The organism is Paenibacillus sp. FSL R5-0378 (assembly GCF_038009285.1).
Classification (GTDB): domain Bacteria; phylum Bacillota; class Bacilli; order Paenibacillales; family Paenibacillaceae; genus Paenibacillus_AQ; species Paenibacillus_AQ favisporus.
Window position 1 is genome coordinate 7,049,794 of the sequence record NZ_JBBPAY010000001.1, and the last position, 21,167, is coordinate 7,070,960.

Annotated in this window: 19 protein-coding genes; 6 read left to right on the top strand and 13 right to left on the bottom strand. The window is 48.7% G+C overall.

Going from position 1 to position 21,167, the window contains the following annotated elements; all coding sequences use genetic code 11:
• Positions 1-4: 4 nt before the first annotated feature.
• The 9 genes from MKY74_RS32540 to MKY74_RS32580 form a co-directional block, all read right to left on the bottom strand.
• Positions 5-1,087: an ABC transporter ATP-binding protein gene (locus MKY74_RS32540; RefSeq protein WP_076173936.1), complete on the bottom strand. Its 1,083-nt coding sequence runs from the start codon at positions 1,085-1,087 to the stop codon at positions 5-7.
• 315 nt (positions 1,088-1,402) lie between these two features.
• A complete protein-coding gene (locus MKY74_RS32545; RefSeq protein ID WP_076173938.1) occupies positions 1,403-2,482 on the bottom strand; it encodes an extracellular solute-binding protein in 1,080 nt (359 codons plus the stop codon).
• Positions 2,483-2,740: 258 nt separating this feature from the next.
• Positions 2,741-3,910, bottom strand: a complete 1,170-nt coding sequence (locus tag MKY74_RS32550) for an ROK family transcriptional regulator (RefSeq protein WP_076173941.1) — start codon at positions 3,908-3,910, stop codon at positions 2,741-2,743.
• A 532-nt stretch (positions 3,911-4,442) separates the two neighbouring features.
• The gene (locus MKY74_RS32555) at positions 4,443-6,929 is read right to left on the bottom strand and encodes an Ig-like domain-containing protein (protein ID WP_144025495.1); all 2,487 of its coding nucleotides are present in this window, start codon (positions 6,927-6,929) and stop codon (positions 4,443-4,445) included.
• A gap of 270 nt (positions 6,930-7,199) precedes the next feature.
• Complete coding sequence (locus MKY74_RS32560; protein ID WP_076173946.1) at positions 7,200-7,631, bottom strand: universal stress protein; 432 nt, start codon at positions 7,629-7,631, stop codon at positions 7,200-7,202.
• A gap of 5 nt (positions 7,632-7,636) precedes the next feature.
• Complete coding sequence (locus MKY74_RS32565) at positions 7,637-8,866, bottom strand: CynX/NimT family MFS transporter (protein ID WP_076173949.1); 1,230 nt, start codon at positions 8,864-8,866, stop codon at positions 7,637-7,639.
• Positions 8,867-9,059: 193 nt separating this feature from the next.
• Positions 9,060-9,620: a helix-turn-helix domain-containing protein gene (locus MKY74_RS32570; RefSeq protein WP_076173951.1), complete on the bottom strand. Its 561-nt coding sequence runs from the start codon at positions 9,618-9,620 to the stop codon at positions 9,060-9,062.
• 215 nt (positions 9,621-9,835) lie between these two features.
• The gene (locus MKY74_RS32575; protein WP_076173954.1) at positions 9,836-10,999 is read right to left on the bottom strand and encodes an epoxide hydrolase family protein; all 1,164 of its coding nucleotides are present in this window, start codon (positions 10,997-10,999) and stop codon (positions 9,836-9,838) included.
• 177 nt (positions 11,000-11,176) lie between these two features.
• Positions 11,177-13,108, bottom strand: a complete 1,932-nt coding sequence (locus MKY74_RS32580) for a fructose-1,6-bisphosphatase (protein WP_076173956.1) — start codon at positions 13,106-13,108, stop codon at positions 11,177-11,179.
• A 225-nt stretch (positions 13,109-13,333) separates the two neighbouring features.
• Between MKY74_RS32580 and MKY74_RS32585 the strand changes: the two genes are divergently transcribed.
• Positions 13,334-13,417: a putative holin-like toxin gene (locus tag MKY74_RS32585; RefSeq protein WP_269474728.1), complete on the top strand. Its 84-nt coding sequence runs from the start codon at positions 13,334-13,336 to the stop codon at positions 13,415-13,417.
• 196 nt (positions 13,418-13,613) lie between these two features.
• Here the strand turns inward: MKY74_RS32585 and MKY74_RS32590 are convergent, their stop codons facing one another.
• Together MKY74_RS32590 and MKY74_RS32595 are read right to left on the bottom strand one after the other, a co-directional pair.
• Positions 13,614-13,877: a hypothetical protein gene (locus tag MKY74_RS32590; protein WP_076173958.1), complete on the bottom strand. Its 264-nt coding sequence runs from the start codon at positions 13,875-13,877 to the stop codon at positions 13,614-13,616.
• A 94-nt stretch (positions 13,878-13,971) separates the two neighbouring features.
• A complete protein-coding gene (locus MKY74_RS32595) occupies positions 13,972-14,421 on the bottom strand; it encodes a MerR family transcriptional regulator (protein WP_076173961.1) in 450 nt (149 codons plus the stop codon).
• Positions 14,422-14,593: 172 nt separating this feature from the next.
• On the opposite strand from MKY74_RS32595, the gene MKY74_RS32600 reads away from it, so the two are divergent.
• Positions 14,594-15,445 carry an aldo/keto reductase gene (locus MKY74_RS32600; protein WP_076173964.1) on the top strand — a complete coding sequence of 284 codons (852 nt, stop codon included), beginning with the start codon at positions 14,594-14,596 and terminating at the stop codon, positions 15,443-15,445.
• A 117-nt stretch (positions 15,446-15,562) separates the two neighbouring features.
• On the opposite strand, the gene MKY74_RS32605 is transcribed toward MKY74_RS32600, so the two are convergent.
• A complete protein-coding gene (locus tag MKY74_RS32605; RefSeq protein WP_076173968.1) occupies positions 15,563-16,486 on the bottom strand; it encodes a DMT family transporter in 924 nt (307 codons plus the stop codon).
• Between the two features lie 117 nt (positions 16,487-16,603).
• On the opposite strand from MKY74_RS32605, the gene MKY74_RS32610 reads away from it, so the two are divergent.
• Both MKY74_RS32610 and MKY74_RS32615 read left to right on the top strand, forming a co-directional pair.
• Positions 16,604-17,503: a LysR family transcriptional regulator gene (locus MKY74_RS32610; protein WP_076173970.1), complete on the top strand. Its 900-nt coding sequence runs from the start codon at positions 16,604-16,606 to the stop codon at positions 17,501-17,503.
• 179 nt (positions 17,504-17,682) lie between these two features.
• Positions 17,683-18,087, top strand: a complete 405-nt coding sequence (locus tag MKY74_RS32615) for a VOC family protein (RefSeq protein WP_076173972.1) — start codon at positions 17,683-17,685, stop codon at positions 18,085-18,087.
• A gap of 71 nt (positions 18,088-18,158) precedes the next feature.
• Here MKY74_RS32615 and MKY74_RS32620 read toward each other — a convergent pair whose 3' ends face one another.
• Entirely contained in the window at positions 18,159-18,431 is a 273-nt protein-coding gene (locus tag MKY74_RS32620) for a hypothetical protein (protein WP_076173974.1), read from the bottom strand.
• 105 nt (positions 18,432-18,536) lie between these two features.
• Here MKY74_RS32620 and MKY74_RS32625 point away from each other — a divergent pair, with 105 nt between their 5' ends.
• Both MKY74_RS32625 and MKY74_RS32630 read left to right on the top strand, forming a co-directional pair.
• Positions 18,537-19,637, top strand: a complete 1,101-nt coding sequence (locus tag MKY74_RS32625; protein ID WP_251678654.1) for a GerAB/ArcD/ProY family transporter — start codon at positions 18,537-18,539, stop codon at positions 19,635-19,637.
• The gene (locus MKY74_RS32630) at positions 19,634-21,157 is read left to right on the top strand and encodes a spore germination protein (protein ID WP_285855412.1); all 1,524 of its coding nucleotides are present in this window, start codon (positions 19,634-19,636) and stop codon (positions 21,155-21,157) included. Before MKY74_RS32625 ends, MKY74_RS32630 begins: the two co-directional genes overlap by 4 nt.
• Positions 21,158-21,167: the final 10 nt, after the last annotated feature.

Consider the following 21,167-nt stretch of genomic DNA (forward strand, 5'->3'; position numbering starts at 1 on the left):
CCCCCTATTCCAAAAAATAAATGCTGTCCGGCGCCACGGTAAACAACACTTCCTCGTCCCGCTCCCTCATCCGGTGCCCCTGCCCGACAAACATCGCCTTCACGGACAGCGGGCCGGCCTGAGCCATATAATTCACACTGATTCCGGTGAATTCCGATAGCAGCACCTTCACGGCCATCGTATTGGCCTCTCCGCGTTCGGACGCGGCGGCCTCCCGAACCGCCTCCGGGCGTACCGACAATGTAACCTTCTGTCCCACCGCCAGCTTGCATTCGGGCGAGGCGTTTTTGGCGAGGCCGGTCAGCCGTAAATCCGGTGCGAGCCGTACATCTACCATCCCGCCTTCCAGCCGCTCCACCGTGCCTTCCCACAGATTGGACTCCCCGATAAACGAAGCGACAAAGCGGTTGACCGGACGGTTGTAAATTTCATGCGGCGTACCGATCTGCTGCACGACGCCATCCTTCATGACCATGATCCGGTCCGACATGGACATCGCTTCCGATTGATCATGCGTAACGTAAATCGTAGTAATGCCCAGCTCCAGCTGAAGCCGTTTGATTTCCTGCCGTGTCTCTTCCCGCAGCTTGGCATCGAGGTTGGACAAGGGCTCATCAAGCAGGAGAATATTCGGCTCGATCACCAGTGCACGAGCGAGCGCAACCCGTTGCTGCTGCCCGCCGGACAATTGATCGATGCGGCGCTGCCCGTAGCCGTCGAGATGCACCAGCTTTTGAGCGCGCGTGACCTTCTCGTTAATTTCAGCTTTTCCCTGTTTCCGGACTTGAAGACCGAAAGCAATATTCTCGAACACGGTCATGTGCGGAAATAAGGCGTAGTTTTGAAATACCATGCCCGTGTTGCGCTTATTGGGCGGCATGTGGGTGACATTATGCTCACCGAATAAAATTCGTCCGTCGCTGGGGTAATAGAAACCGGCGATCATGCGCAAAGTGGTCGTTTTGCCGCAGCCGCTCGGACCCAGAAAGGTAAAAAACTCGCCTGGATTGATATGTACGTCAACTTCCTCCACACCCTTGGCCCCACCGAATGTTTTGCTGACGCGGTCCAGCGTGACTCCGATCATCATTCGTCCTCCTTCAAGTCCATTCACGTATAGATGCAAGCTTAATTGCCTTCGTGCAAACCATTCGAAAGGCAGACAACCTAGTAGCTATATAAGTTCAACTGTTGAAATGGATGATGGGGCAAGTACGTAAACTGTTCCTATGATCGCTCTTGTTTTCGGATTTCTTGATTATATTGGACTTTTAAGGTAGAAATCCGAAAGCCAAATGCGACCGCTCCGCTTCTTCGGAATCATTTTACTCCCTTGCCTGCATCATATTCTTTGATTTAACTTATATGGTTGCAGAACTTTGCCCATCAAGCCGCAATCCCCTTATTTGCCGCCCTTGCCTTTGATATTCTCATCCCAATACTGCATCCATTCCTTCTCTTTATCCGCAAGGACTGTCCAATCCAGGTCCAGCGGTTTAGTATCGAGGTTTTTGTACCAGTCCGGGAACTGGCTTTTGTCGATATCGGTCCGGGTTGGAATCTGGAACAGCTTGTCCGCCTTTTCCTTAAGCTGGCCTTCATCAAAAATAAAATCAAAGAACTTCTTCGCCGCGTCCAAGTTTTTGGCACCCTTGATAATGCCGACACCATCCACCAGAATCGGTGCACCGCTGGTCGGATAGATGTAGTCAAACGGCTGCTTCTGCAGCTCCTTCTGGATCAGAATGTCCTGCAGGTTCCACAGCGACAGCTTTCCTTCCTGACGGGCCAGCTTCAAGTACAATTGGGTCGGGTCCTGCGTATACTCTTTCGTGTTGGCATCGAGCTTTTTCAGCCACTCATAGCCTTTTTCCGGATTCGCGGGATCTTGGCGGTATATCATGGCATCATAGATCGTTCTCATCGTGCCGGACGCCATGACACCACGGATCAGAATTTGATCCTTCCATTTCGGATCGAGCAAATCATCCCAATCCTTCGGCGCATCCTCTTTCTTCACCGCCTCGGAGTTGTACATGATGACCTCGGGCAGCAACATCTCCCCGTACCAGCGGTCCTGCTTGTCTTTGTATTCAGCCGGAATGCTGTCCGCATAGCTCGGCTTATACGATTCCAGCAGCCCTTCATTCGCCGCCGTGATAAAAGAGGACTGCGTGCCTCCCCACCAGAAATCAGCCTGCGGGTTGGCCTTCTCTCCGCGCACCCGCTCCATGATCTGCTGGGCGCCCATCGTCATCACTTCGACGTCGATATCCGGGTTCAGCTCCTCGAACTTCGGCAGAATCTGCTCAACGACGTTTTTGTCACGGGCGGTGTAGATGACGAGCTTCTGTGATCCTTTGTCCCCGCCCGCTTCACCGGAGGCGGCCTGTTCCTTGTCTCCGCCGCCGCAAGCGGTAAGACCGACCGTCATTGTCAGAGCGATGGACATCATGCCGAGCTTGAACCATTTCTTTGCCATTGTTAATCCCCCTAATTTTAGGCTCAACATTGAAATGATTAGTTGTTAGTATGGTGCAGGGTGGCCGCTGCGGTTCCGGATCGTTCTTCCGATCGCTGTTGTCCCCAAATTTCTTGATTCACCTTTTCAACAAGGTAGAAATTTGGCAACAAAGGCGAACGCTAACGCTTCTCCAGATCGATTCCGGCCCCTCCGCTACTCTGCCCATGATTAAGTACTCATTAGGATGTTGAGCTAATTTATAATTCGAAATGTTAACTACCTGGATGCGTACGAATGCGCTTCAAGCACGCTGTGTACCGCACCCATGAGTCCCGCGCGCTCTCGCAGCGCCGCCAAGCGGATTTCCGGCATCACCGGCACCCAATCCAGCAGCAGCTCGCGGATCCGGTTCAGCCCGGCCTCGTTCAAATGAACCATTTCGCCGCTCAAGACCAGCATCTCGGGATCGAGCACGCTGACCGTATTGGCGATTCCCGAAGCCCAGCCGTGATACACGTCATTCAGCAGTCCCTCCGCCTGCGAGCTGCCTTCCTCGCTCAGCCGGATTAACTGCCGGAGAATGCTCGTCTCTGGATCGACCTCAAGCCCGAGCGCCTTCGCTTTACCGTGTATGCCGTTCACCGAGAAATTTTTCTCGAACACACCGAATTCGCCTTTGCGTCTTCCCGGCGAGTCACCGATCCGCATATACCCGATTTCACCGGAGGCTTCCTTGCTTCCGCGGTACAGTTGCTTGTCAAGGATAATGCCGGCGCCGATCCCGGTTCCGACGTACATATACACCAGGCTGGATACGCCAGACCCGGCCCCGCCGAAAAATTCGCCCTGCGTCATCATGTTGACGTCATTATCCAGCACCACCGGCAGCTGAAGGCGCTCTTCAATCTCCCTGCCTACGGGGAGGTCCATCCAGCCCGTGCTTGGAGCATGGCTGACGGTGCCGCTTCGGCGCTGCGTAATGCCCGGAAGCCCAACGCCGATTCCGATCACCCGGCCCCGGTCCGTCCCGCTCGCAACCAGCAGACGCTCCAGCGTCTCTTCGAGCGCCTGAAGTGCGGATTCCCCATCCACCGGCTGCTTCAAACGCGTATGCATTTGGGCGATCAGTTCGCCCTTCATATCGGCTACGGCCATTTCAAGCTCGCTGCCTTCAAACACGGCGCCTACGACTGCATACGCCTGCACATTGTATTCCAACAGGATCGGCCTGCGCCCCCCTCTGGATTCTCCTGTACCCACCTCACGAATGAGCCCTTCATGAATCATCTCTTCCACCAAGGCCGAGACACAAGGACGGCTAAGCTTCGTTTTTACTGCCAGTTCGGCTCGTGACAAGCGGGGCTCCTGCCGGAGCTGATGCAAAATGCCTTCCCGGTTCATCTGCTTGACGAATTTGGCGTTCCCGGTTTTCCCCCTACCGATCACGATGTCATCCACCACCTTACTTTGTTAAAATAACTAACAAATCCAAATTTAGGCTCAAGTATATGAATGCGCTTTTGATCAGTCAATGCGGTTTCCCGAAAATGAGGAATCATGCCTAGTCGTCGAAAAAACTCGAAACTCATGCTCACCTACTCCTCTTTCCAAACGTATAAATGCTCGCCTGCCCCGAAATGATACGCTTTTTCCAGTCTCCACCATCTGTGGAATATCCCTTTTCTCAGGATCGAATCAGAGTTAAACCGGTTTTGTGGGATACGACTTTCTTCCCGCACCCTTTTTTCCTATGTTGAAATTAAAATTCCCACTAAATAACGAGAAAAAAGCCGGGCGACAATCAGGCGTAAATACCTGGGTATCGACCGGCTCCTCTTCGGGTAACTTTTACAAATTTTTATCACGAATACCTTCTGATAGAAAATCATCTTTCAAATCGTCACAAAAAAAGGCCCCCAGCGTTTTATGCCGGAAGCCTTCTTCATGACATCAATCGTTCATAGGGTTAAAATTTCATCTACCCTCGAAGTGCGAACATATTCAGCAAGACCGTCACAGCCTCAGCTCTTGTAGCAGCGTCTTGGGGAGCGAATCGATTGCCGTCTTTCCCGAGCATAATCCCGGTTTGTTTCAGAAATTCAGCGCTGCCTTTGGCCCAATCCGGAATTTCGCTGTCGTCTGCGAAGCCTGCTTCCGGAGTATCCTTGCTGATCTGGCCCACAACATTGGTAATGGTGACGGCTATTTCAGCGCGTGTGATTTCTGCGTTCGGACGGAAAGTACCGTTTTCGTATCCTTTCATCATACCTAGCTGCACCACTTGTGCGACCGCATTTTGTGCCCATGCACCGATACTGGCTGAATCGATAAAGGTCAGCTCAGCTCCCGGCTTTTTGATGCCTAGCGTATTAACGAGCATTACCGCGAACTCTGCGCGGGTGACCGTCTTACCCGGTTTAAACGTGCCGTCAGGATAACCGGTGACGATTCCGGTGCTTGCCGCCTGCTTGATGCTGGCTTCTGCCCAATGTCCGGAGATATCGGCAAATTCCGCCGGGTCGCTGATGACGGTTAACCCGGTTGTTTGATCAATGGCGAGTACTGTAAACTTTGTGAAGTGATCGACAGTGACAGCAATGCGGTTTTCCTGTACCCTGCCGGCCGGAACCTTGATCCAAATTTTCTTCGCTTCATCATAATAAAAAACAGCCGCCGTTTGATTGCTTTTCAAGCTTGCCGGGTCAAATGCAAAAGATAACGTTACCGGTTTATCAAAGTATGCCGGTACATTTTTTGAAAGCTCAAATACCGGGCTAAGGAAAACTTCATGATGAGTTTTAAATGGATGAGTGTCCGTTACTTTTTGGATCGCTAATTTCAGCTCTTGCTTTGTCGCGCATGCTGGAACAGAGATCGTGATGGCATCTCCTGAACGAACCTCTCCGGCTTTACCTGGAGGAAGGATTAATTGACCATCCGTAGAGATGATTTTGTTATCGCTCGGGATTACCGGTGTTGTTGAACAGCCGCTGCTTACATGGCCACTGTCAACACTGCCACCGTTGTTACTGCCGCTACCACTGCTACCATTGTCGCTGCTCCCGCCCTCATTTGTCTCGCGATTAGCACGTGTCACGGAGATCGTATAGGTCTTGGTCGACAAATCCTTGGCAGCTACAATGATCGTAATGGGGTTTACACCTACGTTTAATGAAATATCCTGACTTGGTTGCGCACTGGCTACCGGACTTCCGTTCACGGTCATCGTGGCGCTGTTATCCTTCATTGTCGCGTTTACTTTTATGCTGGATACAGCATAAGGAACATTGGCGGTATAGCTTGTCGTTTCGGGTACAAAAGCAGGGCTTAATGTGCCGCTCGATATGGTCAAATGGCTCAATGCCGCAGATGGCAGCACCGTATCGACAGTATAGGGATTGGATTTTGTCACTCCCTCCCCCAATGAATTGCCGGCCGCATTATGCACCTTGCTGTTGTCGAGCGTAACGAAATTGTCAGCCGCGTTGACGTTGGCTTTAGGCGTCAGCGTAACGGTCCAAATCCTTTCCCTGTCGATCGAAGTGAGATTACTTAGTGTCCCGTTACTCGCCGTAAGGCTGGATAAGTTGAAGTCTGACACCGCCTCCGAGAAAGTGATGGTCACAAGTGAAGTTTCGCCTGGCTTTAGCTCATTGTCAGCAACCACAATGGTGGCCGTTGGGCGTACAGTATCAATCTCGTAGTTGGCGGAATTGGTCGTTCCTTCACCCGCATTGCCGGCGAGATCCGCCACTCCTGTATTATCTAACGTGATGATATTGGTGTTATCCTGTATACCCGGGGTCGGCGTCAGGGTCGCCGCCCATGTCTTGCCGCCGTCACTCGAACTGAGGTTACTTAATGTGCCGTTAGCCACAGTCGGGTCAGCTAGGTCGACACCCTTTACCGCTTCCGAGAACGTAAACGTCACGGTTGTAGTCTGGCCGGCCATCAGTTTGGAATCGGCAATCGCAATCGTGGAGGTTGGACGCTCTGTATCAATCTCGTAGTTATTCGAATCGATAGTTCCTGTTCCTTTGAGTCCTCCGGCATAAGTCACCCCCGCTAAGTTAAGCGTTATGACGTTATTCTTGGCATTGATGTTCGCAGTGGGCGTCAGCGTCGCCGTGTAGGTGATGTTGTCTGGAGTGGAAAGGTTGCCTAAGGAGCCGTTCTGAGCTGTCATATCTGATGATAGATCGAAACTGGTCACCGCTCCCGAGAATTTGATCGTTACCGTTGAAGAATCCCCAATGATTAGCTTAACCTTGGCCACCACAACAGTAGCCGTTAGCGGCTCCGTGTCAGACTGGCCCGTTCCCTGAGAGGGGGATTCGCCCAAATGAGCCGCTTCGTCGCTGGCTGGCGTGTTCACGCTCCCCGTCGACTGGACAGCGGCTGCTTCATCACTGGCGGACGCTTCATTGATTGTTGTTAAAGGAAGCGCCCCCGCTATAATGATCAAACACAGAAATAACCTCCACATTTTTTTCACAGGGTACACATAGACCTCTCCTTGTTCTTCTATTCATCTATCCATCTGTTATTTTATTCCTTCTATGTCACTCTCCATTATAGGTTTAGGCAACGAATCTAACAATCTACTTGCTTGGATTCTAAACATAATATTTTTGATAGAATCGCCCGATCAGCCTCATGATGACACAAAAAAGCCAAGAAGGTGATGTTCACCCTCTTGGCTTTTCCCATATCATCTCTGCAGTTCCCGAAGGAGCTAATGCATAATGAGGACTGGACAATTGGATAGCTGTGAAACCTTGTGGCTGACGCTTCCAAGCATCATTTCTTTGATGCCCCTCAGCCCACGGCTTCCGATAATAATAAGCTGCTGCTCGGTATCCCTTGCATAATTTAATATTTCATGTGCAGGATCACCCTTAAGATGAACGGTTTCCGGGTTAATCCCCGCAGATTTCAATTTAGATTCGGCTTGCTGCAGCTGTTCCAAACCCGCTTTCTCCATTTCGTTCAAAATTTCTTCCAAGAAATTCTCTGGTACATAGGTCATGCCATTCGACACATATTCCTGGCTGACATGAACCAAGGTAACTTGCGTTTGTTTGTTTTGGGCTATTTCAACGGCTGCATCAAGGAGCTTGTTCGTTATTTCAGCTTGATCAATGGCCACCATCATTTTATCAAACATTCTAATCATCCTTTCCGTGGCAGCTCGTAACGATTTCGGCTACCTACATAACGGTTTTTTGCTGCGCCTAAACCGACTAAAAGGAGTAAGACCGAAGCGCCAAGCAGAATGAAAAGCGGCAGGTTCCAACGATTTGTCGCATCATGCAGATATCCGATAAGGGCAGGACCGATTGCGGCAAGCAGATATCCGATCGATTGTGCCATGCCGGACAGTTCCGCTGCCTGATGCGCATTTTCAGTACGTAGCCCGAAAAACATCATGGACAAACTAAAGGCGAAGCCTCCACCAATTCCGAGTAAGATGATCCATAACAGAATGATATCGGAGCTACCGTAAAGGATCCCGAGCGTTCCCGTCAACAGCAAAATGGTTGTGATGACTACTAACAAACGTTGGCTGGACATGCGCCCAGCAATAACGGGGACAATAAAGGTAAATGGAAGCATAGCCAACTGCATGATCGAGAGGTACCATCCGGATTGGCTGGAATCAACTCCTTGCTGCTTTAAAATTTCAGGCAACCATGCGATCAACACATAGAAAACCATGGACTGTATCCCCATAAATATGGTTACTTGCCAGGCAAGCGGGGATCTCCAAACATTCACCTCTTTGCCGGCCACCTGTTGACTCGTCGTGGCCGTTTGCTTCGTTTGATTTCTTAATTGGGGTAACCAACAGAGGACCGAAACAAAGCTTAGCATCCCCCATATTCCCAATGCTCCCTGCCATTTTAGACCTGCGTTCACGGCTACTGGTACACTGATTCCCGATGCGATTGCTCCACATAAACTCATTGAAATGGAGTAAACACCTGTCATGGAGCCAATTTTATTCGGGAAATCCCTTTTGATGATACTTGGCAATAATACATTACACACGGCAATGGCGAATCCAAGAATGGCTGTTCCAATAAACAGATCAACTGCGCCAGACAAAGAACGTATGACAACACCAACTGTCAGGAAGATGAGGGCCATCAAAATGATACGTTCAACCCCATATTTTCGTCCTAATTTCGGTACTAGAGGAGATAATAAAGCAAACGCAAGCAAGGGTACCGTTGTGATCAGGCCCGCTAATGTATTTGAAATATGAACGTCATCCCTTATGAGACTCACTAAAGGACCGACAGAGGTTAAGGGAGTACGTAAATTTGCTGCAATAACAATAATGCCGAGAATGATCAGCCCTATAGAGGATGATACCCCTTTATTAATTTGTTTCGGCATTCTTCAATTCTCCTTCCTGAATTCATGCCTATGATGCAAAAACATTCGCGCGAACAACAAAAGTATATTATAGTATATTATTTTTAACAAGAAGTATTTTATAGTAAACCAGGACTCATCTAAAAACAAAAATACAACTCTGAATCCCATCATGGAATTCGGAGTTGTATGTAATAAGAGGAATTTTCGATTTTTAGAAACCATACTTTAAGGAGATATGGAGTACGGTTTCACTATTCGTAGGATTCGTATAAGAGTGAGCATAATCTGCACGAAAACTCATCGTATCATATTGATTCAATGTGTAAATCTCTCCGTTGACTTGTATTTCAATGGAACCCGTCATGACTGTCGCAATTTCCGTTGTATTCACATGATGACCTTCCGGGTAATACGAGCTGTTCGGCTGTAAGTATGCCCGACACATTTCAATATCGTTGCTTTTAAAGACAGGTTCAATGACCCAATTTTTTTCACCATTAGAAAATCGCAGTCCTTCCCCTGCCCGATACAAACTAACAGGTTCTTCTGATTTGAACAAAGCCAATAGCGGTAAAGATATGCCTTTTGAAATTTTCCATATCATCCCCAAAGTTGGATTTGTCTCGCCACGTTCGATATTCCCCAGAGTAAGTTTGCTGACGCCCGTTAACTCCGCTAAGTCGTCTAAGCTCATATTTTTTTCTTTTCTGTACTTTTTCAAGGCACCGCCGATTTGTAATACAATTTGTTTTGAATCATCGATTTCTTCCATATTGATATTCACCTCAATAAAAAACAGTTATAGGGTTATAGATCTATGACATTCATTTCTTTAGTTCATCCTATACAGTATATTGTTTATCTGGATTCTTTTCCATACGGCTACCCGGAGCAGCCCGAGCTGTTTGCCGAGCAGTCGAATGTCGTTTGATGAAAAAGCCAAGAAGGCGATCTTCGCCCTCTTGGCTTCTTCCCATATCCCTGATATCAGCGGTATCTTCTGAAGAATGACTGAATGTCGGGAATCAGAAGATCCGGCGCATCCATGGCGGCAAAGTGGGTGCCGCGCTCAAACTCCGACCAGTGCACAATATTGGTATTGTCCCGTTCGGCAAACCGTTTTATCGATTTGAAATCATCTCCGAACAAGGCCACTCCTGTCGGAGTCGTATTCGGTCCTTGCGGCTCCTGCTGCTGATGTGCGTTCTCGTAATATAACCGGGCGGACGATTCCGCCGTATTGGTCAACCAGTACAGAGTGACATTCGTCAGGAGTGCATCCCTGTCAATAAAATCCACATGATCGCCAAAACCGTTAAATAACTCGGCTATCCAAGAGAGCTGACCTGCCGGCGAATCCGCAAGCCCATAGGAGAGCGTCTGCGGCCGGGTGGATTGGATCGAATTAAAGCCCGCCCGTTCATGAAAATTCGCCAGAAATTGAAGCCGCTTCTGATCTTCCTCCGATAAACCCGCCATCTCGGCAGGATCTCCAGAAGGGAAGGAAAATAACTGCAACACGTGTATGCCGCGCAGACCTTCCGGCTTTTGTATACCAAGCTCTCTGGACACAAGTGCACCGCAGTCGCTGCCGTGTGATCCGTACTCTGTATATCCCAAACGTTTCATTAACGTATCCCATGCCTTTGCAATGCGGGCAATATTCCATCCGGAGCCGAGCGCCGGACCCGAGAAGCCGAATCCAGGAACGGAAGGGATGACGAGATGGAATGCGTTCGCCGGATCGCCGCCGTGGCTGCGCGGATCGCTAAGCGGACCGATTAATTCCAGAAACTCCACAATCGAACTGGGCCAGGCGTGAGTAAGCAGCAATGGGAATGCATCTGGCTCTGGCGAGCGAACATGCATGAAATGGATCTGGGCTCCGTCGATTGTCGTTGTAAATTGCGGATACTCGTTCAATTGCGCCTCATATTTCCGCCAATCATATTCATTCTGCCAGTAGGACGCCAACTCTTTGATGTAGTCAAGTGAAATGCCGTATTTCCAGCCGGCCCCGTTCATCGCTTCAGGCCACCGCGTCCGGGACAGACGATACCGAAGATCATCAAGATCATCCTGTGGCACGGCGATATGGAAAGGATGGATCGCTTCACTTACCTCGTAACAATTCGGGTTAACTGTAGTCATTTCATTTTCCTCCTCAAATGGGTTGGCGTTTGTCTTGCTTACATTACTAATATTAGACCAACCACCTTGACAGCATTATGTCAGGGTACAGCAGGAGGCAAAACATTTTTAAAAATAAAAAAGCCGCCCTCGGGCGACTCCTTTTACCTATAGCCATGGTTCCATTTCGCAGCTGTTTCATTTCATATAACGATATTCCAGGAGATTCTTCAAATTGGATATTTTCTGCTGCAGCTTCTCCCCGACATTCGTTTCCCTCACCAGCTTCCGCTCCAGTTCTTTGTCCACCAGTCTTTTTACAGACAATACGTCCGTCCCGTTACATAACACATCTTCTCTGGAATTGAATTTCTGATGAGCCACAAGCTGCATGCCAAAGGAATTATACAGCAAGGTATACCCGGCAATGCCCGTTGTAGACTGATAAGCTTTGGAAAATCCGCCGTCAATGACGACCATTTTCCCGCCCGCTTTAACCGGGTTCTCCCCACGAATTTCTCTAACCGGCGTGTGACCGTTAATGATATGTCCATGATCCGGATTCAAACCGAAATCCAGCAGGATTTTCCGGCAGATCTCCTCCTGTTCACGCAAATGGTAGTAAGGGTTCTTTCTCTCCTTATGGGTTTCTTTATCTTGGATAAAGTAGCGTTCAAAGGTGGTCATTTCTCTTTTTCCAAAGAGCGAGGAACATTCCCCTGTCCAGATGTACCACACCATGTCCGTAGCCAGATCATCTGTCTCTTCCGGATGCGCAAAGGCGTAACGTAAATAATATTCAAAAACATCGAGCAGCTGACGGCCCGAATACAGTTGGTCTTCGATCTGCATTTCTTCCATGTTTCCTTCTTCGTCCAAAGGAATACAGCCGTGGATGAGCAAATTCCCGTTGTATTTTAAATAAAGGCTGCCCTTTTTCATCAGAAAATTCATATGTCTCGCCAGCTTTTCGGAATGCTGAACGGAGAACAGCAGCTTCTCCAGCACCTGCTGCTCTTCCTCTAACAATTGTTCAGGCTGCTCGGGGTTTACTGTTGCGAAGCAGGTGTTTTCCAGCGGGTACGTTTTTCCGCCAAGGTTGATTTCATTGTTGTCGTAATCGATTTTCTCCAGCAAAAGCCTTTCAGACATATTAAAGTAAGGGCGTCTCTTAATAATCGGGATTTCAAGCTTAAACTGGATCATGGCAATGGCTTGATGAATTTTGGTAATCTGCAGAATTTCCGGCTCCGATACGTTATGGTCCGCTTGCAGCTTCGGTCTGAAGGCCGGATTGTCATCATAGTACTTCTCCGCCAAGTTCAGCAGTGGGCGAAGATTGATGCCGTATACGTCTTCGATGATGTCCAGATTGTCGTATCTGGCGCAGATCCGGATAATATTCGCAAGGCAGACCAGGGAACCCGCATAGGCGCCGATCCATAAGGCATCATGGTTCCCCCACTGGATGTCTACTGAATGGTAGTTGATCAGCGTGTCCATGATTTTATCCGGGTCCGGCCCGCGGTCATAAATATCTCCGACCACATGAAGATGGTCAACCACCAGGCGCTGGGTCGTATAAGCAAGGCCGATAATGAGCTTGTCCGCCTGTCCCAAGGAGATAATTTGCCGGTATATTTCCTCATAATAAGGATCCTTATTGTGGGTTAAATCCGTCTTGTATAGAAGCTCTTCGATGATATATACAAACCGCTCCGGCAGAGCCTTACGCAATTTCGAGCGCGTGTATTTGGAAGAGGCATAAGAAATGAGCTTAAGCATGTGTTCGATCGTTTGTCGATACCACCGGTTCAAGGCTTGTTTATTGCACAGGTCTCCTTTAACCAGCTGTATTTTTTCTTCCGGATAATAGACTAACGCCGCAAAATCACTGATTTCTTGATCCGTCCATTCCTCACGGAACAAATCTTTGATTTTCTCTTTGACGGTACCCGAACCGTTTCGGAGCACATGTTGAAAAGCCTGGAACTCTCCATGCAAATCACTGACAAAATGCTCGGTTCCCTTGGGGAGGTTGGAGATCGCTTCAAGGTTGATGATTTCCGTGATCACTTTTTCTTCCGTATCATATTGCTGGGCCAATAAATCTAGAAACTGCGAATCCAAAACAGTTGTCCCCCTTCAAGGAAAGATGATGATGTATAAGATTTTTTAAGCTAGCGGCGTACCATTATGCTTAGTGTAGACAATTAAAGGAAAAACATGACGGTTTCCCTGTGGGGTTAAGGAATAAGGTTAACAGGCTAAGCTCGCGAGTGGTATAATTTACTATAGACAACAGAAAAGCTTATGGGCGGTCGGCTAGTCTCCCGAAGAAGGGAGGTGATGCCAATGGAGGTCAAAGACGCGCTTACCCTAATGTTCATGTTCGGCATGTTCATTCTAGCGCTGCTAACCTACATGAAAAAGAAATAGACCGCCCTCTGCAAAGGTTTGCGGTCTATCTCTCGACTAATTACCTAGTTTAGCTAACCGCCTTTAAAGCGGCTGTTGTCAAGAGTAAGGATGCTACAACATCCTTGCTCTTATTTTATTTTATACCTGTTGTTGATCATTATAACACTTTCGTTGTAAAAAATGTATCTCTTCAGCATGGTTTATGACTGGTTACCTATTTCAACTTATCAATATATTCTTTTCCTTCTAGCAGTGAAAGGCCTAAAGTTTCTCTAGCTTTTTTAATGGCTTTTACGTCTTCGCCCTCTTTTATGAGCTGACGCAGTTCATCATTTATTGGATGTTCAGGCAGTCCCAATTGTTGGGTTAACTGGTTTATGGTATATTGCATCCCTTTTATGCGACCTTCTAGTTTACTCACCTTAGCCCATAAATTCATGATGATCAGGAGAGATATGATGATTAGAATGTATTCCATTTCCGAATTAAACCTCCAAACTCTATGGCTTATCTATAGAACTACCCATTTTCTCCCCCTCGACTAACGCCTTTGACCCGCTAAAGAATATCTCTTATGCCTTCCGAACCGAAGGCGAGTAAAATACGTCGCCATGCATATGCTGAATGTTGTCCCAGTTGCCCGGATTGGTCGTGTCTGGAGAGCGGTGCTCCAAAATGGCCTGATAGAGTTCCGTTTTTTGTTCCAAATGGGCAATGTGCCGCTGGGCCTCTTCAAGCTTAACACGCGCGGCTTCTTTATGTTCCATGATGAGTTTGTAGCGCTGCGGAATAGACGAGTCTCCTTCGAGACAGAGATCGATGTACGTTTTGATGACTTCAATCGGCATCCCGGATTGCTTAAGGCATTTGACGCCAAGCAGCCAGTTGATCGATTCTTCGTCGAACATCCGGATGTTGTTTTTATCGCGCTGTACGCTCGGCACCAGGCCTTTATCCGTGTAAAAGCGTACAGCGTGCTCGGTAAGTCCCGTGATCAAGGCGGCTTCTTTGACCGTATGCATGGTAATCCCCCTTGGAAAATAAATTTTTGATAGAGGTTGCCTTCGTGTAACACGAAGGTAGTAGGCTTATTGTAAAGCAAACCGGCCGTAAGCGGAAGCCCCGCTGAGGTGCCCGATTCCCGGGATTCGCGGCCGTTTGCCGTTTTATACTTAAACCATGGGAGGAATGACAATGCAAACCGTGACTTTAAATAACGGAGTACAAATGCCGATCATCGGCTTCGGTGTCTACCAGATTCCCGATGCAGAAGAATGCGAGAATGCGGTATATGAAGCGCTGATGGCCGGTTACCGCCTGATCGACACCGCTGCCGGTTATCTGAATGAGGAAGCGGTCGGACGCGCGATCAAGCGCAGCGGTGTACCGCGTGAGGAGCTGTTCATCACAACCAAGCTCTGGGTTCAGGATGCAAACTATGAGAGGGCCAAGCTGGCGTTTGCCAAATCCCTGAAAAAGCTGCAGCTCGACTATCTCGATCTGTACCTGATTCACCAGCCGTTTGGCGATTACTACGGCGCTTGGCGCGCGATGGAGGATCTGTACCGCGAAGGCAAAATCAAGGCGATCGGGGTCAGCAACTTCCTGCCCGACCGTCTGATGGACCTCATCGTGCATAACGAAATCGTGCCCGCCGTCAATCAGATCGAAACGCATCCGTTCTACCAACAGATCGAGAGCGCCGCTTTTATGAAAGAACAGGGAGTACAGCACCAATCATGGGGGCCTTTCGCTGAAGGACGCAACAACTTGTTCGGCAACGAAGTGCTGACCTCAATCGGAGAAAAATACAACAAATCCGTCGCCCAGGTCGTGCTGCGCTGGCTTGTTCAACGTGAAATCGTGGCTATTCCCAAATCGGTGCGCAAAGAGCGGATCGTCGAAAACTTCAACATTTTCGATTTTGAGTTAAGCGCGGACGATATCGAACAAATTTCCACCCTCGATACGCGGGAAAGTCTTTTCTTATCGTACCACGATCCGGAAGTCGCCAAGATGATGGGCAATTGGAAAATCGATCTGTAACCCTTAGTTTAGACTCCCCTCTACCGCCACTACACCACAAAAGCCAAGAAGGTGATGACCACCCTCTTGGCTTTTCCCATTCCTCTTACGGATTCTGTCACGGTATCGATAACCCCTTTAAACCACGCTTGTACGCTGCTCGCCGATCGTTTTCGTTTTGGCTTTTCCCGACCGGATGAGGTTAGCGGACAGCAGCATCCCCGCAATCACGATAACACCGCCAACCATCTGGGAGACCAGTAATGCCTGTCCTGTCATCACAGACAGGATGGCGGTGAAAATCGGCATCAGATTCATCGTGATCCCGGCTTTGCCCGGTCCAAGCACCTTGACTCCCTGGTTCCAGAACAGGAACGAACCGATGGATGGGAACAAACCCAGATAGATGACCCCGGTAATGCCGATTGCAGTGATATGCCCGGTTTGCAAAGGCTGCATAAACAGCAGTGGAACCATACAAATAACGCCGATCAAGGCTGTAAAGGCTACAAAAGTAATCGGGGGCAGATGCTGCGCCCTTTTGTTGACAATGGAATAGATAGCCCACAGGAACACAGCTATGAGCAAAATGCCGTCTCCTTGGTTATAATGCGTGCTGAACACGGCAAGGAGGTGTCCCTTCGTCAATACCGTTAATACGCCCAGGAAAGATAAGACGAGTCCCACTCCCTGCCACACCGAAATCTTGTCCTTCAGGAACAACAGTGACAACACGATCATCACGGCCGGAGTCAAGCTGTTGATCAGACTGCCGTTTGTCGATGAAGTATGCTGAAGTGCTGTATAGGTAAGCAGCGTGTAGAATACAACGCCTACTAGCGAAAAGAATAATAGAAGACCCCAGTTATTTTTCCACACCTTCAGCCAATTCGGTTTCTCCACCAGCTGGGCCATCGGAATTAATACGACAGCTGCAATCGCCCAACGCAGGAAGGAAGCCCAGACCGGAGGGAAATCGGCCGTTACCGCTTTGCCGAAGATCAAATTCCCTGCCCAGAACAGATTAGCCAATACTAGAAAAAGCCATGCTTTAGCTTTCATTACCAAACACCTCTCCCCACTCTATTCCAAGTCTTTCTCTTGTTCTATAGTCATGTTACAATAACCCTTAACATAAATAAAATGAATATAACTCATGAGGGAGATATCAAATTTGGTATGAACAAATCACTTCTTCAATTGATTGTGGCGATCTCGGAGACCCGAAGCTTTACGTCCGCCGGGGAAAAGATGAATATGACACAGCCTGCCGTTAGCCGTGCGGTTACCGCTCTGGAACGCGAGCTTGGGGTAACGCTGCTGATTCGAGACCGGCGTCTGGGCGTTGCCCTCACACCCGTTGGAGAACGAATCGTGCGGATCTTCCGCGAGATTCTTCAAGGATATGATAAGGTCGACCAGGAAATCGCCAGCGAAAAGGGAATGGAAACCGGCAGCGTCCGAATCGGCGCATTCCCGGTTGCCGCTTCTTATTTTGTTCCGAAGATCATCAGCCATATCAAACAACAATATCCAAAGCTCGAATTCAGCATTCTTGAAGGGACCATCGCGGACATACAGGAATGGCTGGATAACCGGGTCATCGATGTCGGGTTTGTTATCCCCTCGGATAAAACGACTCACTCTCATCCACTATACCGGGAAGGCATTTATGCCGTGATGAGAGAGGATCACCCTTTAAGCGAAAAGTCCATCATCAGCCCGGAAGATTTGCGGGAGGAGCCTATGCTGATCTGCAAAGCCGGTTACGAGCCTCCTGTCCTGCAATGGTTCGACAGTGCCGGGGAAGAGCCCAATATTCAATACATTCTCTACAACTACAGAACGGCTCTTCAAATGATTGCTGCAGGCGAAGGCTTGGCCGTCATGTCTGAGCTGTCCCTGTTGGACCTGCCTTCTGGCCTTATCCTCAAACGCATCTCACCTGCAGCCTACCGGGATATTCACATCGTCTCCGCTCCATTGGAGGACTGTACCATTGCGGTCAAAACCTTTATCGAGACCGCTCAGAAGTTGTTTCCCATCCAAGCTGAGCATGAACCCTTGATTAAACCATAGTTAACCTGCCCGTTCGTTCGAAAACGAATGTTAAAACGCTACTGACATACTGTTGTCAGTAGCGTTCTTTTATACTCGGAGTATGTAACCGTAAGGAATGGGAGATCAATACGAAGGTTTATGACCCAAAATGATAATATACGGTACTGTATCATGGATTATAGGAAGGATGGTATTTCATGAATTTTGCTTCTGTACGCATCATTACCGACGACGTGAATCGTCTTGTCGGGTTTTATGAGAAAGTTATGGGCGTGTCGGCGGAACGCCCCGCGCCCGTCTTCGCCGAAATCGTTGGGTCAACGTGCACCCTGGCGATCGGCCACTCCCAGACGGTGCAGCTGTTCGGCGCTGGTTCCGCCGTGGCGGCCGACAATCACACGGTCATCCTCGAGTTCCGTGTTGACGATGTCGACGCCGAATACGAGCGCTTGAAGCCGTTTGTCAGCGAGTGGGTCAAGGAGCCAACCACGATGCCGTGGGGTAACCGTGCTGTGCTGTTTCGGGATCCCGACGGCAACCTGATTAACCTCTTCACGCCGGTGACGGAGGAAGCGATCAAACGGTTCAGCGGCAGGTCGTAAACGGATAGTTGAAGTGAGTGAGACGAATTATGTAGTTCGTTGGCTAATACCTACAAATTCGATTCACGATATTAATAATTCATTGGAAATTCTACATCCCCAAACAAATTTCCACCCTCGTTACGCGGGAAGTCTTTTCTTATCGTACCGCGATCCTGAAGTCGCCAAGATGATGGGCAACTGGAAAATTCGATCTGTAATCCTTGATCGAACCGTAAACTCATCACGCGTTGATCATCATCTAGGTAACAGAGGACAGGGCAGGCTCCCTGTCCTTTTTCAGCTGCATCATGTGGAGCAGCATTAAGCCCCTTGATACACCCTGCACTTTGGGCAGCAATCATATCGGTCCACCTACCACCAATAACAGAGCAATCATTCAACCTCGGAATGAACTCAAGCATTTATGGAAATGAATGTTTATTAAATTCATGGTTAAGGGGGATTTTATGGTGAATAAAACAGGCGTTGCGATCGGCATCATTCCCTCATTCTCCATTATTGCCTTAGCGGTAGGGTTAATGAACCATGTGATGGTCATTCCTTCCTTGTTGCAAGAAGCCAGAAGAGACGCGTGGCTAAGTGTATTGACTGTTATTTTACCGTACACCATTTGGACGCTGATTCTTTACTACATCATGAAAAAAACAAAGCAGCAACAAATCTCGACTTGGCTGCGTGAAAATTACGGAACAGCAATCAGCGCTGTGTTTCGAGCCTTTTTCATTGCCTATCTTTTTTCGATCATGGTCTTAACGGTAAAAGATACAACCATCTGGACGCATGCTTCTTACTTGCCAAGAACCCCTCAACTCGTTCTATCCGCTTCACTAGTTCTCTTATGTTGTTTCGCTGCTCAAGCCGGATTACGTGCGATCGCCATTACATCGGGCATTCTACTGCCTTTTGTCATCGTATTTGGGGATTTCGTCATGAGCACCAATCTCCCCAAAAAAAATTACTCCTTATTGACCCCCATAATGGAACATGGAGCCGAACCGATCCTCAAAGGATGCATGTATGTTGGCGGGGGACTTGTAGAACTGATTATCATTTTGCTCTTTCAGCATCGATTGAAAAAGGTCATTCGTCCTTGGTCGCTGTGTCTATTGGCCATCTTCCTGGTCATTTTGGTGTTTGGACCTGTAACGGGGGCAATAGCCGAATTCGGACCCTTTGAAGCAGCCAAACTGCGGTACCCGGCTTATGAAGAATGGCGGCTCGTCCAGGTCGGGAAATATATCCGGCACGTGGATTTCTTATCCATTTACCAGTGGCTGTCGGGAGCTTTTGTGCGGATTTCCATGTCGCTCTTCCTTCTCGTCGAACTCTTGCCGGCCAATCAGCATAAGAACATCAGGCATATTTGGCTGACCATGCTCGGTATCGCTATGGTTGCCCTTGTCGAATTACCCATCAGCGACATGCAGTATGCCGGCTTCTTGAAGCATGTCTATTTACCTTTGTCCTTAGGATTGGTTGTAGGCGTGTCGTTGTTATTGTTTATCGCAGTACTCGTGAAAAATAGGAATGGGGTGAGTCGCAAATGAAATTTCGCCGGTTATGGAAAACCCTTCTGGATCATGGATCTACAAAGAGCAAGCCGTCTGTAGAACGCTCTGTCGACGTTTCCCACGAACACCAATGGTCATCCGAAGAGCTACATTCCTTATTTCATAATTGCGCGGATGTCAAGATGGATTCGTATGAATTTGGTGACGCTGAATCTTCGCAGTCAGTTCTCCTTATCTATTGCGAAGGTTTGGCGGATATCCAGCAAATCAACGAATATGTATTTCCGCGATTGGAAAGCATGCTGAATCACCCGAAACCCGGCATGGGATTGGATAAGAAACTGGAATTAACCCCGATTGACCAGACCGGAGACATCATCACAAGCGTATTTTCGGGACAACTCCTTATTTATTTTTCCAAGCTGAATGCTGTATATGGATTGGATATTGCTTCCCCCCCTCATCGCAGCCCTTCGGAATCCAATACGGAAATATCCATCAAAGGGCCGAAGGACGGGTTCGTGGAGGAATTACCAACCAACGTGGCCTTGATACGGAAACGCCTCCGTACCAATTCCCTTTGCTACGAACAATTTACCGTTGGAAAGAGGAGCAACAGCAAAGTCGCTTTGCTCTACATCGAAGACATCATTCAACCTGAAATTGTGAAAGAGGCCAAAAAACGGTTGAAGCATATTAACATGGACAACATCATGGGAAGCAGCCAATTGGAGAAAATCATCTCCGATTATTCCTTCACGCTGTTTCCGTTATTGGATTATTCCGGCCGTCCCGATTATGTGGCAGACTGCCTCGTCCACGGGCGCTTCGCTGTCATTGTCGATGGAGCACCGAACGCCATTATCGGACCGGCCAATTTGACGCTTCTGTTAAAGTCCCCTGAAGATGCCTATTTTCCGTTTTATTATTCGACGTTAGGAATGATTTTGCGCTTTATCGGCCTGGTGACGTCTTTGTTTCTTCCTGGTTTTTGGATCGCACTCTCCTCCTATAATGTGGAACAAATCCCGTATCCGCTCTTGGCTACGATCTCGATGTCAAGAATAGGATTGCCTATACCAGGACCCATCGAGGCCATTTTAATGATTGGCATGTTCGAGTTGTTCCGGGAAGCCGGCGAGAGGCTGCCTAAAGCGGTCGGCCAAACGGTAGCCGTCGTTGGGGGCATCGTGGTCGGGGATGCAGCGATCCGGGCCGGCCTTGCTTCTACGACGTTGCTGGTCGTATCGGCCGTAACCGCCGTTTCGAGTTTTACATTAGTCAATCAATCGCTTGTTGGCTCGGTGAGCATCGTCCGGCTTTTTGTATTGATGTGTTCATCGGTACTGGGGATGTATGGATTTATTCTATCCACGATCGCGGTTATTTTGTATCTTTCGCGGTTGGAATCCTTCGGCGTCCCCTATCTCGCTCCCTTATCCCCACTTACCTGGAAAGACTTTATTGCGGCCATCATCCGGAAACCATGGAATACCATCGATCGCCGGCCTGAAATACTGCATACGCAAGACTCTACGAGGAAAGGTGATTCCTGATGTCCAAGGG

What these genes read in the sequence shown, in the direction of transcription:
- MKY74_RS32565 (WP_076173949.1), bottom strand. Translation starts at nt 8,866, where the DNA reads ATGCCGAAACAAATTAATAAAGGGGTATCATCCTCTATAGGGCTGATC.
- MKY74_RS32560 (WP_076173946.1), bottom strand. Translation starts at nt 7,631, where the DNA reads ATGTTTGATAAAATGATGGTGGCCATTGATCAAGCTGAAATAACGAAC.
- MKY74_RS32630 (WP_285855412.1), top strand. Translation starts at nt 19,634, where the DNA reads ATGAAATTTCGCCGGTTATGGAAAACCCTTCTGGATCATGGATCTACA.
- MKY74_RS32610 (WP_076173970.1), top strand. Translation starts at nt 16,604, where the DNA reads ATGAACAAATCACTTCTTCAATTGATTGTGGCGATCTCGGAGACCCGA.
- MKY74_RS32570 (WP_076173951.1), bottom strand. Translation starts at nt 9,620, where the DNA reads ATGGAAGAAATCGATGATTCAAAACAAATTGTATTACAAATCGGCGGT.
- MKY74_RS32615 (WP_076173972.1), top strand. Translation starts at nt 17,683, where the DNA reads ATGAATTTTGCTTCTGTACGCATCATTACCGACGACGTGAATCGTCTT.
- MKY74_RS32595 (WP_076173961.1), bottom strand. Translation starts at nt 14,421, where the DNA reads ATGCATACGGTCAAAGAAGCCGCCTTGATCACGGGACTTACCGAGCAC.
- MKY74_RS32620 (WP_076173974.1), bottom strand. Translation starts at nt 18,431, where the DNA reads ATGATTGCTGCCCAAAGTGCAGGGTGTATCAAGGGGCTTAATGCTGCT.
- MKY74_RS32585 (WP_269474728.1), top strand. Translation starts at nt 13,334, where the DNA reads ATGGAGGTCAAAGACGCGCTTACCCTAATGTTCATGTTCGGCATGTTC.
- MKY74_RS32590 (WP_076173958.1), bottom strand. Translation starts at nt 13,877, where the DNA reads ATGGAATACATTCTAATCATCATATCTCTCCTGATCATCATGAATTTA.
- MKY74_RS32605 (WP_076173968.1), bottom strand. Translation starts at nt 16,486, where the DNA reads ATGAAAGCTAAAGCATGGCTTTTTCTAGTATTGGCTAATCTGTTCTGG.
- MKY74_RS32625 (WP_251678654.1), top strand. Translation starts at nt 18,537, where the DNA reads ATGGTGAATAAAACAGGCGTTGCGATCGGCATCATTCCCTCATTCTCC.
- MKY74_RS32600 (WP_076173964.1), top strand. Translation starts at nt 14,594, where the DNA reads ATGCAAACCGTGACTTTAAATAACGGAGTACAAATGCCGATCATCGGC.
- MKY74_RS32575 (WP_076173954.1), bottom strand. Translation starts at nt 10,999, where the DNA reads ATGACTACAGTTAACCCGAATTGTTACGAGGTAAGTGAAGCGATCCAT.
- MKY74_RS32545 (WP_076173938.1), bottom strand. Translation starts at nt 2,482, where the DNA reads ATGGCAAAGAAATGGTTCAAGCTCGGCATGATGTCCATCGCTCTGACA.
- MKY74_RS32540 (WP_076173936.1), bottom strand. Translation starts at nt 1,087, where the DNA reads ATGATCGGAGTCACGCTGGACCGCGTCAGCAAAACATTCGGTGGGGCC.